Annotated in this window: 24 protein-coding genes; 10 read left to right on the forward strand and 14 right to left on the reverse strand. The window is 36.7% G+C overall.

Annotated features, from left to right (window positions below):
• Positions 1 to 179 precede the first annotated feature (179 nt).
• Complete coding sequence (gene hemQ, locus I5776_RS20230) at positions 180 to 935, forward strand: hydrogen peroxide-dependent heme synthase (protein WP_202778282.1); 756 nt, start codon at positions 180 to 182, stop codon at positions 933 to 935.
• A 639-nt stretch (positions 936 to 1,574) separates the two neighbouring features.
• A complete protein-coding gene (gerQ, locus tag I5776_RS21530) occupies positions 1,575 to 2,045 on the forward strand; it encodes a spore coat protein GerQ (protein ID WP_246483856.1) in 471 nt (156 codons plus the stop codon).
• A gap of 45 nt (positions 2,046 to 2,090) precedes the next feature.
• Here gerQ and I5776_RS20240 read toward each other — a convergent pair whose 3' ends face one another.
• Entirely contained in the window at positions 2,091 to 2,462 is a 372-nt protein-coding gene (locus I5776_RS20240; protein WP_202778283.1) for a DUF423 domain-containing protein, read from the reverse strand.
• 73 nt (positions 2,463 to 2,535) lie between these two features.
• Positions 2,536 to 2,820, reverse strand: coding sequence for a YwdI family protein (locus I5776_RS20245; protein WP_202778284.1), 285 nt, complete (start codon positions 2,818 to 2,820; stop codon positions 2,536 to 2,538).
• A gap of 281 nt (positions 2,821 to 3,101) precedes the next feature.
• Here I5776_RS20245 and I5776_RS20250 point away from each other — a divergent pair, with 281 nt between their 5' ends.
• On the forward strand, positions 3,102 to 3,461 hold the full coding sequence (locus I5776_RS20250; protein ID WP_202778285.1) for a YflT domain-containing protein: 360 nt from the start codon (positions 3,102 to 3,104) through the stop codon (positions 3,459 to 3,461).
• A 175-nt stretch (positions 3,462 to 3,636) separates the two neighbouring features.
• Here the strand turns inward: I5776_RS20250 and I5776_RS20255 are convergent, their stop codons facing one another.
• The 4 genes from I5776_RS20255 to rsgA form a co-directional block, all read right to left on the reverse strand.
• Positions 3,637 to 4,101: a molybdenum cofactor biosynthesis protein MoaE gene (locus tag I5776_RS20255; RefSeq protein WP_202778286.1), complete on the reverse strand. Its 465-nt coding sequence runs from the start codon at positions 4,099 to 4,101 to the stop codon at positions 3,637 to 3,639.
• Entirely contained in the window at positions 4,091 to 4,702 is a 612-nt protein-coding gene (gene mobA / locus I5776_RS20260; protein WP_202778287.1) for a molybdenum cofactor guanylyltransferase, read from the reverse strand. The genes I5776_RS20255 and mobA overlap by 11 nt, the downstream gene beginning before the upstream one ends.
• Complete coding sequence (locus tag I5776_RS20265; RefSeq protein WP_202778288.1) at positions 4,702 to 5,100, reverse strand: VOC family protein; 399 nt, start codon at positions 5,098 to 5,100, stop codon at positions 4,702 to 4,704. The genes mobA and I5776_RS20265 overlap by 1 nt, the downstream gene beginning before the upstream one ends.
• A gap of 269 nt (positions 5,101 to 5,369) precedes the next feature.
• Positions 5,370 to 6,428, reverse strand: coding sequence for a ribosome small subunit-dependent GTPase A (rsgA, locus tag I5776_RS20270; protein WP_246483857.1), 1,059 nt, complete (start codon positions 6,426 to 6,428; stop codon positions 5,370 to 5,372).
• Between the two features lie 474 nt (positions 6,429 to 6,902).
• Here rsgA and pdxK point away from each other — a divergent pair, with 474 nt between their 5' ends.
• From pdxK to I5776_RS20300, 6 genes are all read left to right on the forward strand, one after another.
• The gene (pdxK, locus tag I5776_RS20275) at positions 6,903 to 7,718 is read left to right on the forward strand and encodes a pyridoxine/pyridoxal/pyridoxamine kinase (protein WP_202778290.1); all 816 of its coding nucleotides are present in this window, start codon (positions 6,903 to 6,905) and stop codon (positions 7,716 to 7,718) included.
• A 213-nt stretch (positions 7,719 to 7,931) separates the two neighbouring features.
• Positions 7,932 to 8,279, forward strand: a complete 348-nt coding sequence (locus tag I5776_RS20280; protein WP_202778291.1) for a YojF family protein — start codon at positions 7,932 to 7,934, stop codon at positions 8,277 to 8,279.
• A gap of 27 nt (positions 8,280 to 8,306) precedes the next feature.
• Complete coding sequence (bshB2, locus tag I5776_RS20285) at positions 8,307 to 8,990, forward strand: bacillithiol biosynthesis deacetylase BshB2 (protein ID WP_202778292.1); 684 nt, start codon at positions 8,307 to 8,309, stop codon at positions 8,988 to 8,990.
• Positions 8,991 to 9,131: 141 nt separating this feature from the next.
• Positions 9,132 to 9,854 carry an ABC transporter ATP-binding protein gene (locus I5776_RS20290; protein ID WP_202778293.1) on the forward strand — a complete coding sequence of 241 codons (723 nt, stop codon included), beginning with the start codon at positions 9,132 to 9,134 and terminating at the stop codon, positions 9,852 to 9,854.
• The gene (locus I5776_RS20295) at positions 9,851 to 10,903 is read left to right on the forward strand and encodes an ABC transporter permease (protein ID WP_202778294.1); all 1,053 of its coding nucleotides are present in this window, start codon (positions 9,851 to 9,853) and stop codon (positions 10,901 to 10,903) included. Before I5776_RS20290 ends, I5776_RS20295 begins: the two co-directional genes overlap by 4 nt.
• A gap of 23 nt (positions 10,904 to 10,926) precedes the next feature.
• Positions 10,927 to 11,586, forward strand: coding sequence for a TetR/AcrR family transcriptional regulator (locus I5776_RS20300; RefSeq protein ID WP_202778295.1), 660 nt, complete (start codon positions 10,927 to 10,929; stop codon positions 11,584 to 11,586).
• 21 nt (positions 11,587 to 11,607) lie between these two features.
• Here the strand turns inward: I5776_RS20300 and I5776_RS20305 are convergent, their stop codons facing one another.
• Positions 11,608 to 12,480 carry a Cof-type HAD-IIB family hydrolase gene (locus tag I5776_RS20305; protein WP_202778296.1) on the reverse strand — a complete coding sequence of 291 codons (873 nt, stop codon included), beginning with the start codon at positions 12,478 to 12,480 and terminating at the stop codon, positions 11,608 to 11,610.
• 230 nt (positions 12,481 to 12,710) lie between these two features.
• On the opposite strand from I5776_RS20305, the gene I5776_RS20310 reads away from it, so the two are divergent.
• Entirely contained in the window at positions 12,711 to 14,036 is a 1,326-nt protein-coding gene (locus tag I5776_RS20310) for a short-chain fatty acid transporter (RefSeq protein ID WP_202778297.1), read from the forward strand.
• Positions 14,037 to 14,077: 41 nt separating this feature from the next.
• On the opposite strand, the gene recQ is transcribed toward I5776_RS20310, so the two are convergent.
• The 7 genes from recQ to murQ form a co-directional block, all read right to left on the reverse strand.
• Complete coding sequence (gene recQ, locus I5776_RS20315; RefSeq protein WP_202778298.1) at positions 14,078 to 16,213, reverse strand: DNA helicase RecQ; 2,136 nt, start codon at positions 16,211 to 16,213, stop codon at positions 14,078 to 14,080.
• A 187-nt stretch (positions 16,214 to 16,400) separates the two neighbouring features.
• Positions 16,401 to 17,651, reverse strand: a complete 1,251-nt coding sequence (locus I5776_RS20320) for an ATP-binding protein (RefSeq protein ID WP_202778300.1) — start codon at positions 17,649 to 17,651, stop codon at positions 16,401 to 16,403.
• A gap of 155 nt (positions 17,652 to 17,806) precedes the next feature.
• Positions 17,807 to 18,754 (reverse strand): L-threonine 3-dehydrogenase, encoded by a 948-nt coding sequence (locus tag I5776_RS20325; protein WP_202778301.1) that lies wholly within the window; start codon positions 18,752 to 18,754, stop codon positions 17,807 to 17,809.
• 37 nt (positions 18,755 to 18,791) lie between these two features.
• A complete protein-coding gene (locus tag I5776_RS20330) occupies positions 18,792 to 19,982 on the reverse strand; it encodes a glycine C-acetyltransferase (protein ID WP_202778302.1) in 1,191 nt (396 codons plus the stop codon).
• Between the two features lie 216 nt (positions 19,983 to 20,198).
• A complete protein-coding gene (locus tag I5776_RS20335) occupies positions 20,199 to 21,275 on the reverse strand; it encodes a DUF871 domain-containing protein (RefSeq protein WP_343066403.1) in 1,077 nt (358 codons plus the stop codon).
• 53 nt (positions 21,276 to 21,328) lie between these two features.
• Entirely contained in the window at positions 21,329 to 22,702 is a 1,374-nt protein-coding gene (locus I5776_RS20340; protein WP_202778303.1) for a PTS transporter subunit EIIC, read from the reverse strand.
• 22 nt (positions 22,703 to 22,724) lie between these two features.
• Positions 22,725 to 23,609, reverse strand: a complete 885-nt coding sequence (murQ, locus tag I5776_RS20345; protein ID WP_202778304.1) for an N-acetylmuramic acid 6-phosphate etherase — start codon at positions 23,607 to 23,609, stop codon at positions 22,725 to 22,727.
• Between the last annotated feature and the right edge of the window lie 157 nt (positions 23,610 to 23,766).

A 23,766-nucleotide genomic window follows, 5' to 3' on the forward strand; every position in this document is an offset into this window, starting at 1 on the left:
GCCCTAATAAAACGTCACTTCACCAAATAGTAAAGGGTTCGTGACGTTTTTTCAACAATTGAGGTTGAAAAGAAGTGATTTGGAAAAACTATGCTATAGTAATGGTGGAGATAAGAAAAGTGGAAGTGCCTTGCAAGGTGCTGAAGCTGAACATATAAATTAAAATAGGAGTGATCTAGATGAGTGAAGCAGCTCAAACTTTAGATGGTTGGTATTCCTTACATGATTTAAGAGCGATGAACTGGACAGCTTGGAAAGAACTTTCAAGTGATGAAAGACAAGAAGCAATCCAAGAATTTCACCAATTTCTTAATAAATTGAATGAAACTCAAGAAAAGAAAGAAGGAAGTCATGCATTATATACAATTGTTGGACAAAAGGCTGACTTCATCCTTTGGATGCTTCGCCCAACAATGGAAGAGTTAAACGATCTTGAAAATGAATTTAATAAACTTACAATTGCGGAATACACGATCCCTACATATTCATATGTTTCAGTTGTAGAATTAAGTAATTATGTAGGTGGAGGGGAATCTAATGAAGACCCTTATGAAAATCCTTATGTAAAATCAAGACTATATCCAATTCTTCCTAAATCCAAATATATCTGCTTCTATCCGATGGACAAACGCAGAGAAGGAAATGATAACTGGTATATGTTATCCATGGATGAGCGCCGTGAATTAATGAGAAGTCACGGAATGATCGGACGTAAATATGCCGGTAAGGTTAAACAGATTATTACTGGATCAGTTGGTTTAGATGATTACGAATGGGGTGTCACTCTATTTTCAGATGACATGCTTCAATTTAAAAAGCTTGTCTATGAAATGCGTTTTGATGAAGTAAGTGCACGTTATGGTGAGTTCGGTTCCTTCTTTGTCGGAAATCTGTTAGAAGATGATAATATTGCGAAATTTCTACATGTAAATTAATTCATTTCACGAAACCGTAGCGAAAAAGCTGCGGTTTTTTATTTTGGCTCTTTGCGTAAAGATTGTTATTTTAGGGACATAGACCGTTCCTTTCCGCTACAGGAACCTGCTTTCCGCGGGGAGGAAGTCGAGCCTCCTCGGCGCTTGCGCCTGTGGGGTCTCGACCTTTCCTCTATATCCCGCAGGAGTCAGGTTCCTTCCGCTCCAATCCACTCTGCGTTTTCATATTTGTTAAATACAATGACCTATTGAATTTCCTTTCTCAATGTTTCGACATTAAGTTCCGTTAAAAAAGACTGATTGGAGCGGAAGGGTGCAAGACTCCTGCGGGATCAGCGGGACAGGTGAGACCCCGCGGAAAGCGAGTACCCTGGAGCGGAAATCACCTTCATACTCAATAGCAACAAAGTTTGTAAAAACAGCCTTTATTTTTAAATTAGAAAAGCCTTCACATTCTCTGCATATCTTTTCTCTCTCTTACATACATATGAAATGTAAAAGCCTAATCTTAAACCATTCATCATACACTCTAAAGTGAGGTGAAGGATAGGCAGTTTATGCCTATTATAGAGAATTTCCTATTTTCTTGCTACTTGTTTCAAATTCTTATTTATTAGCATATTATGAGGAGGGAGAAGATTGTCTAAATCAAATTATAATCCACCTTACGGGTATCAAGTCCCGCAAGGCGGTGCAGGATCACAAGGTTTTTATGGAGGGTACCCGCCACAATACGGAGCTCAGCAACAAGTTCCACCAGCCGTTCCTTTTTCACCGCCTCAAGGCGGAGGATCAAATGCAACAGGACCAAATATTCCTGGAATGTTACCGCCCGAACAATCATATATAGAAAATATTTTACGCCTGAACAAAGGGAAATTGGTTACACTATATGCAACATTTGAAAACAATCGGGAATGGAATGCAAAAGTGTTTAAAGGCATTATTGAAGCTGCTGGCCGTGATCATGTCATCTTAAGTGACCCTCAAACTGGAGAACGAAATTTAATTCCTATGGTGTATGTTGATTACATTACATTTAACGAAGAAATCGAGTATGAATATCCATTTGGAGCCGCACCAAATTTATCAACCTATTCTCCAAGATGACCAGAATTTTAAAGGGATCCTTCGATATGAAGGATCCCTTTTGTATTATAGATGTTTTACAGCGGCAACGACTACAAGAATCCAAGCAACTAAAAATGCTACTCCACCAATTGGAGTGATCGCCCCCAATATACCTATCTTCGTTACACTTAATACATACAAACTTCCTGAAAATAAAATAATACCGATGAACATTAACCAACCTGACCAAGAGATTAATGAAGAACCTTGAATATTTCCTGCAATAATTCCAATCGCAATAATTCCTAATGCGTGGAACATCTGATACGTAACACCTGTTTTCCAAATATCTAAATATTTCGGTTCTAATTTATCTTCCAAACCATGTGCACCGAATGCACCGAGCGCAACTGCTAAGAACGCATTAATTGCTCCTATAATGATAAAAGCCTTCAAAAAAATACACTCCTTCTTCTTTCAAACCCTTTATATTTTCAAACTTGTCTACTTTATTTTAAGAAAAACGACTCTAGAAATCAAAAATTGACTCTCCATTTGATCCATCATCTGTTTTTAAGGGTTCTGCCTTTCCTACTGACATGATTGGTTTATCTTGGGGTAATGAATGTTCCACCTGTACTTTATTAGGGATTGCATACGAGGTTGATATGCTTTGTCCTTCCGCTAAGATTAATTCACAAAGGGTTTTCACTGAATAAATATGATTTTTCAACACACTCTCCCGCTCTGATTCCTTCGCATAGTTTACTTCTTGTTCGATTTTATTTAATAGAGAATTAATTGAAATACTCATTACTTCATCTCCTAGTCGCTTCGATATGTCTACATTAATTTTATCACATTTATTCCAAATCTAATATTTAGTAAGTCTTCATGTTTCGACATGTTTCACGTGAAACATGTTAAATTTTGTCACCTGTTAGAGTTCATTGTTTTTGCCATTAGATTGCAGCAGAAATCAACATCCTATTTTAATAGAACCAAAATAAAATGTTTAACAAATGAAATAACGGATATATAAATACTAGATTCGAGGTGCAAGTTACCTCTCAAATACAAGGAGGAGATTTTTCAATGTACAAAGTAAACGTAGTTGAAAACGGCTTAGAAGCATCAAATCTAATTAGTGAGTTACAAAACGAAGGATACTTAAAAAGTGAAATTTATATATTTGCACACGGAAAAGAAAGATCAAAAGATATAACTGACGCGACTGAAACAGGAAAAGTTGGTATTGAGGAACAAGGGGTTCTTAATACTTTAGGCAATGTTTTTAAAAAGAGAGGCGACGAACTAAGAACGGAGATGGCGTCACTCGGATTATCCGACCACCAGGCGGCTGAGTATGAAAAAGAACTCGATCAAGGCAGACTTGTGGTGATTGCTTCAAGAGAAACACCGAATGAATATCTATCAGAAAATCCATTAAACTAATAAATACTAATAAGAGTACTAGCCTCACTGTTTTAGTGGGGCTGTATTTTTTATCCAAATTGTGCAAAGAGTGGTGAATTTGCAAGTACTTCTTTAACTCTTTAATCGTCCCTTTAAACGAGCTTATTTCAATTTCACCAGTGCCGATTTGTTCGCGTAAATGTGCAACATCACCTTAATTATGCAAATCTTCCTCCTCGGGTTTTCCCTTGCGGTATTCTTTTGTCCCTAACTGATTCCCTATCCACTTCTCCCCATCTTCCCAATGTTCTTTTTTCCAAATCGGAACGATTTCTTTAATCCGTTCAATTGCATAACGATTTGCTTCATAGCTTTCCGCACGATGAGGAGTGGATGTAGCAATAACGACAGCAATATCAGTAATCTCCAATCGACCAATTCGATGGGTAATCGCTGTCTTTGTACTCGGCCACCGTTCACTAATTTCTTGTCCAATTTGTTCTAGTTTTTTAATAGCCATGGACGCATATGCTTCGTATTCCAAATATAAGGTTCTTTTGCCGTTTGTTAATTCTCTTACCGTACCGATAAAAGTTGTAATTGCTCCCGCTTCACGTTGAACGACCTTATTTACTACGACTTCAATACTAATTGGCTCCTCAACAATTTCAAAATTCATTTTGTCCCCCTAAATGCTTTAATGCTTTCTGGTAATCGTCCATTGTGTTCATGTTCCAGAAACATTTCTCCCAAACTTTTTGTAAATAATCTGGAGCATCATTTTGTTCAACTAACTTCACATTTAATTGATTGATCAAATCGGTCATCCTTCTTTTTTGATCTAATAAGCAAGTTCTTATGATTGATTGGATGCCCTTTTGATAAGCACCAAACAATGGATGGATTCTGCCTTCGAACATCGGAATAACCGCGTCGTATCCGCTGTTTATAAGCCCATCGACCAACCACTTCCCCACTTGCCTAGAGGCGAATGGCATGTCACATGCAATTATTAAACACTCTTGGGAAGTAGAGCTTTTTAATCCGATTTCTAATCCAGCTAATGGTCCATGTCCTTTAAATTCCGGTTCATCCGTCACTTTATTTATATGAATAGATTGGAATTCGGAAGGATGGTTCGTAACTAAGAGCATTTTTCGAGATATAGGAGAAAATTCGTTAATTAACCGATCAATAACCCGCTCATTTCCCAAAGGCAAAAGTGCTTTATTTTGTCCCATTCGTCTTGATTTTCCGCCTGCTAAAATAATAGTATCCATTATTCCACCTCTTCTGTAGGTGCGACTACTTCTACTTTAATTCTATCGGGATCCTCAAAATATAAGGCATAATGATTTTGACCTCCCGCATATGGATAGCGTTCAGAATATAGAATCTTCATGCCTTTTTCTTTTATCTCAAAAGCCATTTCATCGACTTGTTTTCGAGATTGAGCCTGGAACGCTAAATGATTTAAACCGACACGACAACGATGATATGGAGTCGTCAGAAATTCTTCCTTTACCTGAACAAAAACAAGATAGGTTGATTTATATTTCCAACTTATACCGTGATCCCATTTTTGAAACTGATGGTAACCGAGTTTAGTTAAAAACCATTCCCAAAATTCTGTGGATTTCTTTAGATTGGAGACATATATTTCAAGATGGTGAAGCAATAGAACTACCCCTATTCAACATAATATGTAATTTATCTTATTTTATCATCAAATTAATACTATGCGCTTTTGAAACTTCCTTTGAAACCCAATAATTCATTTGGTTGCTAGCCTTTCGTGCACTATGTTTCAAAAGCGCAGACTTCAAGTGCACGAAAGAACCGGATGCGTGCATTTCACATGAAAATACCGAGCTCATCTTCCCGAATGGACCGCATTCACGTAAAAAAGAAAAACAGTCCTCGTAAAAAGGACTGTCATTTACATTATTACTTTTTATTCTTTTTTTGACCATTTGTCAGTTGTTTCATTCTGGCTTTCTCGGCTAGTTTTGCCTGCCGATTTTCTTTTCGTTCTAAAAAAGCCAATTCTCTTTGAAGCTTAACATAGCTTGCATATCTATTTTTATCCAATGTACCTTCTAATAATGCTAATTGAATGGCGCATCCAGGTTCCTTGGCATGTGAACAATCTCTAAAACGGCAACTTTCAGCCAGTTCCTCTATGTCGGAGAAGCTTTGACTTAATCCATCTTCTGCATCCCAAAGCTGCAATTCACGCATTCCGGGAGTATCAATTAAAATTCCTCCGCTTTCTAAAACGATTAATTCTCGGTGTGTCGTTGTATGTCGTCCCCGCCCATCATCTTCACGTATTGAACGAACATCCTGTTTCACACTTCCAAACAATGCATTTGTTAGCGTAGACTTTCCAACACCCGAGGAACCGAGTAACGCAATGGTCTGCCCTTCATAAATATATGGAGTTAATTGCTCCAATCCAATATTTTGTTCCGCACCGATGGCATGGATAGGTACTCCAAAGGCAATTGATTCTACTTCTTGGATCTTTTCTTCAACATTTTCACATAAATCGACTTTACTTAGAATGATGACAGGATTTGCGCCACTTTCCCAAGCAGTCAATACATATCTTTCAATCCGGCGGAGATTAAAATCGGAATTCAATGCGTTCACAAGAAAAACGGTATCGACATTTGTAGCAACTATTTGTTCATCCATTTTTGGTCCAGCTGCTTTTCGCGAAAATTTACTTTTGCGAGGCAAAATAGCATGAATCGTCGCCTTTTGTTCCTCTATTCTTGGGCTAATGACAACCCAATCCCCTACTGCCGGGTAGTCCTGCCGTTCGAATGCTTGAAATCGTAGTTTTCCCGACACTTCAGAAAGCAACTCACCTTGTTCGGTTGCTACTCTATAAATTTTTTTATGTTCTAGAGTGACTCTGCCCACTTCATAACCTTGTTGTTTATATTGTTCAAACTGCTCTTCAAAATAAGAATTCCAACCTAATGTTTGTAAATTCAAATGTAATTCCTCCAATATTTGTGTAAAAATAAAAACCATCGACTGATAAACGGCAGTCCATGGTTGGGTACACAAAATTTAATTAGAGAAAATTTTACAATTGATTTTTAATTAATTGGTTTTGTCTTTTCCCATGGACTGCAATATGAAATTAACGTTAGATTTATAAGTAATTTGTTCATATTACATACCTCCCACCATGGAAATTTTTTAATTACTACCTCAATAGTATATCCTCTTATGTGAAAAGTAAAGAGTTTTCACAAAATTATATTTCTTCCAAACTCCCATGTATAGTCTTAGAGAATTTGTACATACTGAATAAAGACGATGATCCCCCCTTTTAATAGCTTATCTACTTCGGTAGATAAGCTTTTTTATTTCTGAGTATGGAAATCTATTTACTATTGGTATATTCTAAAATAGAGATTTTTTGAATATTACTCATTTTCGCTGATAGAGGAGGACTTGTTTATGACTTTGAAGAAGACTTTAACCCTTGCTGGTTCAGATTCAAGTGGTGGTGCGGGAATTCAAGCGGATTTAAAAACGTTCCAAGAACTTGGAGTTTATGGAATGACTGCATTAACTTCCATCGTTGCAATGGATCCAAAAAATGATTGGCACCATAATGTGTTCCCTATTGATGTAAAAACGGTCGAACCACAATTAGAAACGATTCTATCTGTGAATATCGATGCAATGAAAACGGGGATGCTTGGCTCTGTTGAAATTATTGAGTTAGCCGCTCGTAAAATAGACGAACATAAATTAGATAAAGTGGTCATTGACCCTGTTATGGTTTGTAAAGGTGAAGATGAAGTATTACAGCCAGAAAACACAGATGCAATGCGTGAATTATTAATCCCACGCGCTACAATTGTGACTCCAAATCTATTTGAGGCTGGGCAATTAGCTAAATCCGGGCCTATTAAAACAATCGACGATATGAAGAAAGCAGCTATGAAAATCCACGATCTAGGTGCGAAAAATATCGTTATTAAGGGTGGTAAACAGCTAGAACATGAAAAAGCGGTTGATCTATTCTATGATGGCAGTGAGTTTACACTTTTAGAAAGTGAAAAATTTGATACTACTTTCAATCATGGTGCAGGCTGTACATTTGCTGCAGCGATTACAGCTGAGCTTGCAAAAGGAAGTTCAGTTAAAGAGGCTGTATCAGTAGCGAAGAAATTCGTTTCTGCCGCTATCGAACATGGCTTTAAGTTGAATCAATATGTTGGTCCAGTTATGCACGGTGCGTATACACGTTTTGTTTCGAATAAATAATTTTGAGGAGTGGGTTTCACCCACTCCTTTTTTACTTTCTATCCCCGTAAGCAATCTCTTCGCAATCCAATACTATTTTTAGTAAAATAATCACATACTTTAGTTATCGTATTTTAAAAATGGCCTAGTTAAAGATATTGATTGTTCACACCTATCAACTTAATAGCTAATCAATAAGTCATTTAACAAAGCATTAAAAAAGGAGGGTTCTACGTGGAGCCTATACAAATCTCTGCTGTTCAGGAGAAGATTAATGAGTTTGCGAATAAAACCGTATATATACATTTAGAAACAACGAATGGTGCATATGCTTCCCATTTTAACGAAGGTTTCTTTTCCGCAGGAGCATACATACGGAATGCACAAGTTAGTTATGAGCACGGAAAAATTATTGGAGAGGGGCCATTTCGAGTAGGTTTAAAGCTGCCAATCGGTTGGATCTATGCTGAGGGATTAACCCATTTCGAAGAAGATGACCTTGGCCGCTTACTTCTTGCAGGCCATGGATACGATGGAAAATTAGCAGTTGCACTTGAGATTAGTGAAACACCATTTGAATAATTTAATGAAGAAAGGAGCGTTTGTTCAATGGAAACAGAACGTCAAGTTTTAGTTATTTTTCCTCACCCAGATGATGAAGCGTTTGGGGTGTCAGGAACTATTTCAACGCACGTAAAAAATGGAACACCGGTGACTTATGCATGCTTAACACTTGGGGAAATGGGAAGAAATTTAGGAAATCCCCCATTTGCAACAAGGGAGTCATTGCCGAAGATACGCAAAAAGGAGCTGCAAAAGGCCGCAGCTGTAATGGGAATTCAGGATTTGCGGATGATGGGTCTTCGTGATAAAACGGTTGAATTTGAAGATGATGAAAAATTAATCCAGATGGTTACCGGTTTGATTAATGAACTAGATCCTTCACTGATTATTACATTCTATCCGGGATATTCCGTCCATCCTGACCATGAAGCAACGGGAAGAGCTGTAGTTCGTGCCGTTAGGCGTATTCCTGAAGAAAAAAGACCGAAGCTTCATTGTGTGGCATTTTCGAATAATCACGAATCAGAAATTGGACCTCCGGACGTAATTAATGATGTAAGTGCTGTTACCGATCAAAAAATCGGTGCGATGAAAGCACATATATCACAAACTGGTTGGATGATAGCCGATCGCGAAGAAAAATTGAAACAAAATGACCCTGAAACCCTTGCTTGGTTACAAAACGAAAGATTTTGGAATTACCAATGGGAGAATGATCAAGTCAAATAAAGTTGTGAAAGAGCTGAAATTTACAGCTCTTTATTTTTTTATCAACGGTGTGAGTGTTCACTCATTTTGTGATTGACATGTACTCCACCGCATTTTATTATAAAGTGAGTAATCACTCATTTAATAGCAGGGGGTTGTAAGATGGATCATGCCATTCGTATTCATCAAGTAACTAAGAATTTTGGCAAAAAAAACGTTTTAAAGGATATAAATTTATCAATAAGTCCGGGACAAATCTATGGTCTAATCGGACCTTCAGGATCGGGAAAAACAACCTTAATCAAAATTATTGTAGGTATGGATGTCCCTTCAAAAGGAGATGTTCAAGTTTTAAATACATCCATACCTAATTTAAAGGCATTACAAAATATTGGTTATATGGCCCAATCTGATGCTCTTTATCCGGAACTAACCGGAGAAGAGAATATGGCTTTCTTTGCCTCCCTATTCAAATTGAAGAAGTCCGTACAAAAGGAAAGAATAGTTTATGCAGCGAATTTAGTTGATCTTAGCTCACATATATCCAAGAAAGTAGGAACCTATTCTGGAGGTATGAAACGGAGATTGTCTCTGGCAATAGCATTAATCCACGATCCACAAATACTAATTTTAGATGAACCTACAGTTGGTATTGATCCAGAACTACGCTTATCGATATGGAATGAATTAATACAGCTAAAGAAAAAAGGAAAAACAATCCTAGTTACAACACATGTCATGGATGAAGCAGAAAAATGTGATTATCTTAGTATGGTACGAGATGGAATGATTTTAACGAGTGGCTCCCCTTCAGCATTAAAGGCGCAGTACAATGTAAGCAATTTAGAAGAGGTATTTTTAAAGGCTGGGGGTACGAACTCATGAGAATTGGTGCATTAATAAAAAGAATTTGCAGGCAAATGATTCGAGATAAACGAACACTTGCATTAATGATGATTGCCCCACTCATCATTTTAACTCTTATTCATTTTCTCTTTACAAGCGATTCCGATGAAGAAATTAAAATCGGTGTAATGAATGTGGATTCTTCTTTCGTTAACCAATTGAAAGACCAAGATATACTTGTTATAAAATATGACCCATCAAACGATTCGAAAAAGATAATCTTAAAAGATGAATTAGATGGAGTCCTTCAGTTAAAAGGGAATCAACCTTTGCTTACATTAAAAAACGATGATCCTACTGTATCAAACGCTTTACAAATGAAAATTCAACAAATGTTTTCCGCACATGTATCAAAAATGAATAATCATAGTAACCTAAAGGAATTCCCTAAGATTGATACTTCTTATCTATATGGTACTAACGATACGACATTTTTTGACGTATTAAATCCGATATTAATTGGATTCTTTGTCTTTTTCTTTGTCTTTCTTATTTCAGGAATTGCTCTTTTAAGAGAACGGACAACTGGAACTCTCGAAAGACTTGTAGCTACGCCCATAAAAAGAAGTGAGATTGTTTTTGGCTATTTATTCGGTTATGGAATATTCGCTGTCATTCAAACTGTTATTGTTGTATTTTATGCAATACATGTATTAGATATTATGTTAGTTGGTTCTATCTGGAACGTTTTGCTCACTAATTTACTATTAGCTCTTGTTGCCTTATCTTTAGGAACCCTACTGTCCGCTTTTGCAAATACGGAATTTCAAATGATGCAATTTATTCCGATTGTTGTCGTTCCGCAAGTATTTTTTGCTGGAATTTTCCCTGTTGAAGGAATGGCAAACTGGTTACAAGTTATCGCTAAGTTTATGCCAATGTATTACGGTGGAGATGCATTACGAAGTATTATGTATAAAGGATTACAATTTCAAGATATTTATACTGATTTACTTATGCTTTTTGGCTTTGCACTTCTCTTTATTGTTTTAAACGTGTTTGCTTTAAAGAAATATCGTAAAATATAATGGATTAGATTGGAGAGAATGCAATGCCTGAACATGATAGTGTTCTTGATATACTTTTTGAAAACCAAGAAATGACTGAGAAGCAAAAGAGAATTCTTGAAGCTGCTGTAGAAATTTTTTCAGAAAAAGGTTATTCCGCTACTTCTACAAATGAAATTGCCAAAAAGGCAGGGGTTGCTGAAGGTACCATTTTTCGCCATTATAAAACGAAAAAAGATTTATTATTATCAATAATTGCCCCAACAATGGCAAAGTTCATCGCTCCGTTTATTATTCGAGATTTCAATAAAGTTTTGTTATCAGAATATCAAAGTTTTGAAGATTTTTTAAAAGCTGTGATTATCAACCGAATGGAGTTTGCAAAAAGGCATTTGCCAATGATCAAAATATTAATTCAAGAAATCCCCTTTCACCCTGAATTGCGAGAACAATTTAAGGATCATGTACTTAATCAAGTAGTTGAACGTTTCACATTCATCGTTGAAACTTATCAAAAAAAAGGTGAAATCATCGATATGCCAACGCAATCGGTCATTCGACTTACAGCATCATCCATTCTAGGTTTTGTCATTGGAAAATTTTTAATCTTTCCTGAGTCAAATTGGGATGAGGAAGAGGAAATAGAAAGAACCATCCAATTTATTCTACGGGGATTATCAGCTTCTAGTAAAATGAAAGGGTAGCGAAAAAACGCTACCCTAATTTTATTTAACTGCTTGACCATTCAATACTTGATAAATAGCTTTACCTACACCATCTTCATCATTCTTCACTGTGTGATTGGCAATCACCTTTTTAATTTCATCTTCTGCATTACCCATTGCTACTGGATATCCTACCTTTTTCAACATGGAAAGATCGTTAAAATTGTCTCCTATGGCCATTGTTTCCTTAAGTGTAATTCCTTTTGATTTTACAAATGCTTCAAGGGCAATTCCCTTTTGTGCATCAATATGATTAATTTCAAGATTATTATGTCCTGAAGAAGTAATCTTGATTTCCTTTAATGCTTTTAGTGAGGCATTGGCCATTGTTAATTGTTTTTCGTCTTTAGAAAAGGCAATTATTTTATAAACCACACAATCTGAATCGAAAAGAACCTTTCCATAATCATCAACTGTTTGAATAAAGCCTTTTACAAATCTATCTTCAATGGTTGAGCGAATCTCTTCTATAGGCCGTTCAGGATTGGCCGTGTGAAAAATGTCGACGATAACACTAATACTTTTCTCTTGATCCTTTGTATATTTCCCTTTACTCGTATAAACCTCGAAATATATGTCTAATTGGCTAAGAACATTGATAATGGATGATGCATGTTCCTTATCAATTCCTGTTGTACTGACGATATCACCTTGGATATTTCTTATTTCTGCTCCATTTGCAGCAATAATGGGGCAGTTAATTCCTGTAGCTTCCAAAATGACTTTGGCCTCATCATAAGAACGACCTGTAGCAATGACAAATTCAACCCCTTGATCCTTCGCAAAAAGAATCGCTTTCCGATTTAACTCACTAATTTCCTGCCTTGAATTTAATAACGTACCATCCATATCTGAAGCTATGCATTTAATCATAAAAAACTACTTCCTTTCTATCCGACTCGTTGCTTGATTTCAATATTGTACCATTTGTCTTTCATGTGCTCCAAATAAAGTAACTTATCAACCAAAACCCATACTCACACTATTCGTCATTTTCATGAAGGATTATTAGCGATAACTAAGAATTAATAATATATGGGCTCTTATCATACTTCTAAACGAGGTGATAAATAGTCTACTATTGAACAAGGGGGAAAATTGTATTGAAGGTATTAATTAACTTTTCAAATCGTTTGATGCAACGCTATTTGCCTGATCCGTACTTATTTGTAGTATTACTTTCATTAGTCGTGTTTATTTTAGGTTTGATTTTCACCAAAAGTTCGCCTATTGATATGGTTCAATTCTGGGGAGATGGGTTTTGGGGCTTATTAGAGTTTTCGATGCAAATGGTTCTTGTTCTTGTTACAGGACATGTGCTAGCGAGTAGCCCTGTTTTTAAAAAAATATTAGGTGGATTAGCAAGTACTGCAAAATCACCGGGCTCTGCCATTATTATTGTTACAGTAGTATCTGTAATAGCCAGTTGGATAAATTGGGGATTTGGCTTGGTTATCGGTGCACTTTTTGCAAAGGAACTAGCAAAAAGAATTGCAAATGTAGATTATCGCCTTTTGATTGCAAGTGCTTACTCAGGTTTCCTTGTTTGGCATGGTGGAATTTCTGGTTCCATCCCTTTATCTATTGCCACACCGAAGCATCCATTTGAAGATAAAATTGGGGTCATTCCTACAAGTGAAACCATTTTTTCAACGTATAATATTGCCATCGTTGTCGCTTTATTTATTATCCTACCACTATTAAATCGATTTATGATGCCGTCGAAAGATCAAACGATTACAGTAGATCCAGCTATTCTACAGGAAGAGACAAGTTTACATGCTGCAGCAATAGATAAAGAGAGCATCACTCCAGCAACGAGATTAGAAAACAGCTACATCACTTCACTTATAATTGGCATACTCGGTCTCATCTTTATAGGCTATTACTTTATAAACAATGGATTCAAACTAAATTTAAATATCGTTAATTTTATCTTTTTATTTTTGGGGATATTATTTCATTGGACACCTAAACGATTTCTAGATGCGGTGGCGAACGCGGTGAAAGGATCGGCCGGGATTATCATTCAATTTCCTTTTTACGCAGGAATCATGGGGATGATGACTGCCTCAGGGTTAGCTGCCGTAATGTCTGAAGGATTTGTTTCCATTTCAAACGACTTTACCTTTTATTGTTTTGCGTTTTTAAGTGGGGGCCTTGTCAATTTCTTTGTTCCTTCAGGTGGTGGACAGTGGGCCGTTCAGGCACCCATTATGCTAGATGCAGCTCAAGCAATGGGAGCATCAACAGCTAAAACAGCAATGGCAATTGCTTGGGGGGATGCATGGACGAATATGATTCAACCGTTTTGGGCCCTTCCCGCATTAGCAATTGCAGGATTAAAAGCTAAGGATATTATGGGTTTTTGTGTAATTGTTCTCATTGTAAGTGGGATAATTATTAGTTTAGGTATGCTCTTTTTATAGGAAACTGTTCATAATAATGGATGGGGCATCCCCATCCATTATTATACTTTCTGCTCCTTTTCCCTTTGTAGAAATGCTCGTATCATAAAAAAGCTGACTTCTTCGGGGAGCAACTGCTTAATAGGTGTCAATCTTTGAGAATCCGCTTCGTTTACTGCTTCCTTTATTAATTCATCATATTGTGAGGGGATAAATTGATTCCAATCAATTGAAATGCCATCTTCCGCACATTTAATTAAGTGTCCTTCAACTGTGCGCACTGTCATATTTCGTTTAACGGCAATTTCATCAATGGTTAAGCCTTGTTGAAGAAATGTGAAAGTTATATGATGACTTTTCTCTTTATCATCCTTCGTTGTTTCACTTCTTGCCATAATAAAGTCGTCATGCTTTTCTACAACAATTCCGTTTTCCTCACAGTAGGATGTAATAACTGCGATAAACAACTCTCCGTATTGATCAAGCTTTCTCTCCCCTACCCCTTTAATTTGTAATAATTCATTTTTCGAAGATGGAAGTTTTGCACTCATTTCCCTCAAAGTCTGATCCGAAAAAATAATATACGGTGGCACCTTTTCCTTATCTGCGATTTCCTTACGTAACTGCCTTAATTGTTCAAACAGCTGGTTATCTTCAATAATCTGTTTCACTTGTATTCTTTCTTTTCTTGATACTATACTTTCCCCACGTAACACTTCAACTGCTTGATTGGTCAACAATAAAACAGGAAATTGTCCATCCGTTGGACGCAAATACCCCTCTGCTGTTAAAAAGTCGATTAGTTCATTCACTTCTTTTTGGGTTCGGTCCTTCATAATTCCGTACGTTGATAATTTATTAAAGCCAAAACTTCTAATCTTTTTATCAGATGATCCTGTCAACACTTTCGTAATAAATGTTTTTCCGAATCTCTCATTCATCCTTTTTATACATGACAACACCATTTGTGCTTCCTTTGTAACATCTACCTGGGTGCGTTCGTCTGTACAATTCCCGCACTTTTGGCACACTATCGCGCCTTCTTCCCCAAAATACTCTAAAATATATTGTTGAAAACAAGATTCAGTATGGCAGTAACTAACCATCTTCCGAAGTTTTCCATATTCATGTTCTTTACGTTCATCATCCATTTCTGATTGGTCGATTAAAAACTTTTGGATATGGACGTCCCCAGGTGCAAACATTAAAATACATTCGCTATCCACCCCATCTCGACCGGCACGTCCAGCCTCTTGATAATAAGCTTCCATATTTCTAGGAATATGATAATGCAAGACATAGCGAACATTTGATTTATTAATTCCCATCCCAAATGCACTAGTTGCTACCATCACGTGGATATTGTCATACAAAAATTGTTCTTGGTTTTCATTTCTGTCCTTTTCAGACATTCCGGCATGGTATTTCCCTGCTTGAATTCCCTTTTTCTTTAACAGAAGATAAATACGGTCTACTTCTTTTCTTGTTGCAGCATAAACAATACCCGACTGGAGACTATTTTTCTTAATATATTCCTCGATGAACAAATCACGGTCTTGCCCTTTAACAACTTTGAAAATCAAATTTTCTCTTCCAAAACCTGTTAGAACAACATTCTTCAAAGAAATATCGAGTAAGTGGCAAATATCGTCCTTCACTTGGAGGGTTGCAGTGGCTGTTAAAGCTAAAATAACAGGTTTAGGTTTAATAGATTCAATAAATTTTTTGATAAGTAAATAACTTGGCCGGAAATCATGCCCCCATTGGGAAATACAGTGTGCTTCATCAATTGCAATCATCGATACAGTAATTTGGTTTAACATTTGAGTAAAAGACGGAGCCTCAAGCCTTTCCGGGGCAATATACAAAAGTTTGTATTCATTGGACATGATTCCCTGCAACCGTTCCTGCATTTCGCTGTTGCTTATGGAGCTATTAATAAACGTCGCTGGTATACCTGCATTACTTAATGCATCCACCTGATCTTTCATTAATGAAATTAATGGGGAAATAACAATCGTGATACCCGGAAGTATCATAGCCGGAACTTGATAACAAATCGATTTTCCTCCACCAGTCGGCATTATCGCTACAGTATCCTTACCTTCTAGTACTTGTTCGATAATAGTATTTTGTCCGCTCCGAAAGTCATTGTATCCGAAATACTCTTGGAGAATTTCTTTTGCTTCATCTAGCAATTTAGTAAACCTCCTTAAATTTATAATGGAGTTGTTATGAAGTAGGCACTGTTAAACAAGATTGTTGATTTTCGCTGCAGGCACTCGCTTCAATCAACATGGTGTCATTATCAACACTGAACTTTAACAAAGCCAAGAAGTAAAAAAAGATAAAAGGGGCAGAGGATAGTGAGTGCCCCAAAAGTTATTAACCTAGTGGAAACGTCATTGTAACCTTTGTACCAACATTTTCAGTACTTTGAAAATCAATCGTGCCTCTATGTTCTTGGATAATTTTATGGCTTATTGTAAGCCCCAAGCCCATTCCTTTTTCTTTTAAAGTAAAAAATGGCTCACCTATTTTCTTTAATCTTTCAGGCGGGATTCCCATTCCTTGATCGGAAATAGAGATAAACACCTTATTCCCTATAATTTCACTGCTAATGGTTATAATTCCTCCATCAGGCATCGCATCCATTGCATTTTTGAATAGATTAATAAATACTTGGATAAGTCCATTCCTATCTCCTTCAATTTGACAATGCTCCGCATCCTTAAATTCTAATTCGACCCCTCTTAATAAGGCCTCGGGTTCCATAATATTCATTACATAACGCAGAATATCTGTTAAGGCCACTTGATTGTGCTTCCTTGATTGGGGTTTAGAGAGTGCAAGTAACTCACTTGCAATTTGATTAATTCGATCAATTTCAGAAATCATTACTTTCACATATTCATCCGTGACGTTTTGCGATTCATGCATCAACTGTGTTAAACCTTTAATACTTGTTAGCGGATTTCGAATCTCATGTGCAATTCCCGCAGCCAGTTCGCCAACAACAGATAGTTTTTCCCTTTTTAGAAGCATTGACTCCGCTGTTTTTTGCTGTGAAATATCTCTTCCAATCGTCAATAATCCTTTTCGATTGCCATTTGGATAAAAAAGAGGAATTTTTAACACATCAAAGCTTTTAATATCGCCTGATGGAATCGCGAATGATTCTTCTATTCGTAAAAGTGTCCCCTTATTCCATGCATTTTCATCAGAGGTAAAACAGTAATTAAAATCATTTTTGAAAAATGGACTTAGTTCTCCAAGCTCCAAATCAGTTTTCCCGTAATAATCTACGTTTTCCAATTGATACAGTTTTCTTCCGAAATCATTTACTTTCTTCCATTTACCTTGTCCATCTTTAAAACAAACAAAGTCAGGCATAAAGTGAATAAGTGCGGACCACTGTTCCTCTTCTTCTTCTAATTTGCAAAACTCCTTATAGAAGAATGAAAGTCGATAAACGAAAAAGATTAGCATACCAATTGACAGGATTAGCAAAGTAATACTTAGAAACGTATCCCCTTCAAACAACTCTACTAATAATGCAAATCCTAATAAGGCAAATAACAATATTATATATACAATCCAAAAACGACTTGATCTTAAATTTTTTATATTTGTCATGAAAGTCACTTGTTCCTTCATCATCATTTATTACTATTTTATCATGAAGAGACCAGTAAATATATCCCAAAAATTTTTTAACTGTTCTAATAATGACCCTTTTATTATAACAAAAAAATAAAAGGCAATGGTTTTTCACCATTACCTTTATATTATTAATTTAGTTTTCGTTTTAACTTTTCAAGCATATCGACTGTCATTTTTTCTAGATTATATTCCGCTTTGAAACCCCATTCCTCTTTAGCGGCTGTTGCATCAATGGAGTTTGGCCAGCTATTTGCGATTGCCTGTCTTGCAGGATCAACAGCATAGCTCATGTCAAATTCAGGAATATGTTTTTTAATCTCAGCAGCTATTTCCTCAGGGTCGAAACTCATCGCTGTTATATTGAATGCATTCCGATGGTTTAATTTTGATGAGTCTGCTTCCATTAAATTGATGATGGCGTTCAGTGCGTCCGGCATATACATCATGTCCATATATGTTCCTTTATCAATATAGGAAGTGAATTGTTTATTTTTAATCGCTTCATAGTAAATTTCTACAGCATAGTCTGTTGTTCCGCCACCAGGTTCTGCTACGTATGAGATTAAACCTGGAAAACGTACTCCACGTGTATCGACTCCGAACTTAGTAAAATAATAATCACAAAGCAACTCACCGGACACTTTATTTACCCCGTACATTGTAGTTGGCCGTTGTATTGTATCTTGTGGTGTGTTGTCCTTAGGAGTTGAAGGACCGAATGCGCCAATGGAGCTTGGTGTGAAAAATTGACATTTCAATTCTCTAGCCGTTTCCAACGCATTCACTAACCCACCCATATTCAAATTCCAAGCGAGCAATGGCTTTTTCTCCGCTGTTGCAGATAGTAATGCGGCTAAGTGAATAATTGTATCTACTTCATATTTTTTCGCTAATTCATACATCTTTGTTGCATCTGTTACATCTAATAGTTCAAACGGACCAGCGTTCACGACTTCACTGCCATTATCTCTTATATCAGTGGCAATGACATGATCTGTCCCATAAATACTTCTCATTTTTGTTACTAACTCACTACCAATTTGACCTAATGATCCAGTCACAAGAATCTTTTTCACTAGTATTCCTCCTGATTATGTCGCATCTCTATGTTGTCTAAATTAAGCCCATTTCTTTTCCGACTTTTTCGTAGATTGAAATCGCTTGATCAAGCATTTCTTTCGAATGCGCAGCCGTAGGCATATTTCTTACACGACCAGTACCTTGTGGAACGGTAGGGAACACGATGGATTTAGCATAAACGCCCTCTTCGTAAAGACGTTTACTAAAGAGTTGTGTTGTCTTTTCCTCACCAATAATACAAGGTGTAATTGGCGTTTCACTTTCGCCAATATTAAACCCAAGTTGTTTCAAACCTTTTTTCAAGTAGTTTCCATTTTCCCATAGGCGGTCATTTAATTCCGTACTACTCATTAAGATTTCGATTGCTTTCGTAGCAGCTACTGCATCAGCCGGAGTGACAGCTGTTGAAAATAAGAATGGACGGGAACGGACTTTTAACCAATCAATAAGATTTTTCTTCCCTGCTACATAACCTCCAACAACACCAATTGCTTTGGAAAGCGTACCAATTTGGAAATCGACTTTATCAGCAAGGCCAAAGTGTTTAACAGTACCAGCACCTTTACCAGTTACACCAGATCCATGAGCATCATCTACATATGTGATAAGATCAAATTCCTCGGCAATTTCAATAATTCCAGGAAGGTTTGCAATGTCTCCATCCATAGAGAAAACACCGTCAGTGATGACCATTATCTTATTGTATAAACCCGATTCTTTTGCTTCTTTTGCCTTTTTTCTTAAGTCATCCATATCTGAATGATTCACGCGGATAATTTTTGCCTTAGACAAACGACAGCCATCAATAATTGAAGCATGGTTTAATTCATCCGAAAGGATCGCATCATTTTTATCCATAACAGCGGAAATAGCCGCCATATTACAGTTAAATCCGGATTGATACGCAATTGCCGCTTCTGTTCCCTTAAACTTTGCTAATGTTTTTTCTAATTGAATGTGAATATCTAGAGTCCCGTTAATAGTACGAACGGCTCCTGCACCAACACCCCATTCTTTTATTGCGTTAATTGCCACTTCCTTCATGCGCTCATCAGTCGCTAAACCTAAATAGTTATTGGATGAAAGATTAATAAGCTCTTTTCCATCTATTTTTATTACTGGACCATTCGCACTTTCCACTACATCGATTTCATTATATAAGCCTTTACTTCTTAAATCCTCAAGGTTTTCATTTAAAAATTGATCTAAAGCATTACTGCTCATTTTCATCCCTCCAAGGTAAATGTAAGCGTTTCACAAACAACTGTCCACCCTACGTGAACAAAATGTATTGTTCAATCCTTTAATACCAATATTCTATCACAAATATTATTTTTTGTTTATATGTAGTGGACATTTCAAATGACGTTTTTCACTTTAAATATTGTTTCCTAAACGTAAAAAAAACTATCCCATCAATATGAGATAGCTTCCTTTTGACTAAATCCAACGGATTTTAAATTTATTCCCGCCTTTTACATACTTCAATAGCGGAATATCTTCTTCAACGACTCTACCAATCACATTTACCTTCGCATCTTCATCTAAGTTCGTTTTTGTGATTTGAATTTCCCCTTGATAGCGTCCGTAATTTTTATTGTCAACGGTAATTGAGCCTACGTTTCGCTTAATCATATGAAATGGTTCAACCGGATTCTTTCCGATTAATCCATATTCCCTCGATTCCATTGACCTAATACAGTCTCTTGCTGAATCTAGACGATTTGTTTGTATGTTCTCTAATATATTTAATACCCCTTTGTCTTCAATAAACGATTTTGCACGAATAAGAAAATATCCTTCGTGGAGAAGGGCTGAAAATTGTTCAAGTGCAAAATCACTTAATTCAAAATCCCCTACTAAAATTTTATCCACCTTTTCTTTAAATTTTAGGTCACAGAAAGATGTAAACGGAGAAAGGGCTCGATGGTCCTCTAATGTAGGCAAACCTTTGTAAAGTGGACCTCGGCGCTTTTTGTCTCCGGGAATAAAGGCCATTACTTTTAGTCCTTCCGATTTTAGCCATTGGTTCTGTTCATGGAAATCTCCGCGGTCTAAACCTGTTTCCGGCCGTGGATAAAAATTATGCCATGCTTCAACGGATGAAACATTAAGTCCAAAGGATTTTAAGCGAAGTAATGATTCTTCTGTAATCGTGCTAGCATTTAAAGCGATTTTCATTTTATTCGATAGTTGAGCAATGGTGCTTTCTTCCACACCGTAATCGATTCGTAAACCTGTCAACCCCCATGAGAGTAGTTGATCGGCTGTATCCCATGTATATCCTAAATATTGAAGAGATTTTGGTGAAATGTCTGCGATTAACTCCATCTCATTCTTTTTTGCAATAGCTCCAAGTTCGATGAGTCTTTCTTTAAAGAGATTCGGATTGTCCTCTGGAATATGTAACGATGTAAAAATCGATTGAAACCCTTTATCAGAAAGCTTTTGAATATATCCACGCTGCCCCTCGATTGTTTCAGACAAATAAACTGAAATTCCTAGCAATGTACTCACTCCATTTCATAAATAGCAAAAAGGGGGAAAAAATCCCCCTTTTTTTGTTTTTCTTAAATATCTTCAGCCATTTCTTCTTTAAACCCAAATAGATAGGTAAAGAGGAAACCAAATGCATAGGCAATGACAATGCCAATTAAATATAATATATACTTATTATCAGCAATTAGCATTGTAAGAGAAAGACCGGATACTCCGATACTTGTTGCTGCAACATGGAAAATTGCTTGAAACGCCCCACCGACCGCAGCACCTAAACACGCCGTGATGAATGGTCGACCAAGAGGGAGTGTAACCCCATACAAGAGTGGCTCTCCTATTCCTAGGAATCCTGCTGGTAGACCCCCTTTAATAATATTACGCAATCTTTTATTCTTTGTTTTTACAAAGACAGCAATTGCCGCACCAACTTGACCTGCACCCGCCATCGCTAATACCGGTAAAAGTGGTGTATTACCAATTTGATTCATAAATTCTAAATGAATTGGTGTTAACCCTTGATGCAGCCCGACCATTACAAGCGGTAAGAAGAATCCCGCTAAAATCGCGCCTGCTACAACACCGCCGATATCTAAAATCGCTTTAATTCCACTTGTAATTCCATCTGATAACAATCCTGCTACAGGCATAACGACAAATAATGATAAAATAGCAACAATTAAAACCGTAATAAGAGGAGTTAAAATAATATCAACAGAGTTCGGAATAATTTTTCTAACTTGTTTTTCAATCACAACCATTAACCATGCGGCAAATATGACACCAAATAATCCGCCGCGTCCCGGAATCAATGCATCACCAAAAATATGAATTTCGGCTAATCCCGGATTAAATAAGAACATCCCTGCAATGGCACCTAATACTGGTGTTCCTCCAAATTCCTTGGCTGTATTCCAACCGACTAAAACAGCTAGATAAGTAAAAATACAGCTACCTAAAACTAGTAGAACTTGCATGATTGTTGAAGTTTTATCAACCCCAGCATTGACGGCAAAGTTTGCTGCCCCATTAATTAATCCTGAAGCAACTAATCCAGGAATAAGTGGAATGAAAATATTCCCTATTTTTCTTAAAAAGTTCTTCAAAGGTGTATTGTTTTTCTTTTTAATATTTGCTTTCTTAAGTTGCGCTTTTTCCTCGAATGATAAATCGTCTGCATCGGCAACCTCACCGATTTTTAATCCTGTCATTGTGCTTAATACATCGGAAACTTTATTTACCGTTCCGGGACCAACAACGATTTGCAATGTTTCATCGTCAATGACACCCATAACCCCATCGACTTTTTTTAATGAAGCGATATTGACTTTGTCACTATCTTTTAACTGAAGGCGAACACGCGTCATACAGTGGGCAAGTTGTCTAATATTTTCTTTACCACCTACATGTTCGAGAATTCCTTCTGCGATGACTTGTTCTTTTTTCATGGTTTCTCCCCCCTACATGTGACTATAATGTTTTTCTAATATATCCTTTTGCATTTTTAAGACTTTCTAAAGCATCTTCATAAGAACATTGTAATAAAATCATCACAATAGCTACTTTTACATTATGATGTGCCTTTTCAAAATAATCGGCAGCCGTGTCATAGTCTACTTCTGCTGCCTGCATAATAATGCGTTTAGATCGTTCGACAAGCTTTTTATTTGTTGACTGAACATCAACCATTAAATTTTTATAAACCTTGCCAATTCCAATCATCGATGCGGTGGAAATCATATTTAATACTAACTTTTGTGCCGTACCCGCTTTTAAACGAGTTGACCCGGTTAATACTTCAGGGCCTGTTTCGACTTCGATTGTGACTTTCGCGTACTTACTAATTTCAGCATTTTTATTACAGCTGATGCTTACTGTCTTAGCACCCATTTTGCTTGCGTATTTTAATGCTCCAATAACATATGGTGTGCGACCGCTTGCAGCGATTCCTATGACAGTATCTTTTGCCGAAAGCTTGATACTTGCTAAATCATTCTCACCTTGGTTTTCATCGTCTTCAGCACCTTCAACCGCCTCCGTAAACGCTTTCATCCCACCTGCAAGAAATCCTTGAACCATTTCAGGCGGGGAACCAAAAGTTGGCTTACATTCGACGGCATCCAAAATCCCAAGTCTGCCACTCGTACCAGCACCAATATAAATTAATCGACCTCCTTCTTGAAAGGATTGGATAACATATTGAACGGCTTTTTCAATACTATGAAGTTCCATAGCAATGGCTTGAGGTACTGTTTGGTCTTCCCGATTCATCGTTTCCAGTATTTCGTGAATCGACATGACGTCCAAGTTCATCGTTGTGTCATTACGTTTTTCTGTCGTCAGTTTTTCAAGCATAATACCATCCCTTAAAATTTTATTTCTTACTTTTATTTTATATTACAGAAATTAAATGTCAATAAAATATATAAATTTCATGAATTAAAATTTCATTTGTCGAAAAATAGTTTGCATTTCTATTTATGTAAAAAAAACTTGGCACATTTGCCAAGTT

This window comes from Heyndrickxia vini (assembly GCF_016772275.1).
Taxonomy (GTDB): Bacteria; Bacillota; Bacilli; order Bacillales; family Bacillaceae_C; genus Heyndrickxia; species Heyndrickxia vini.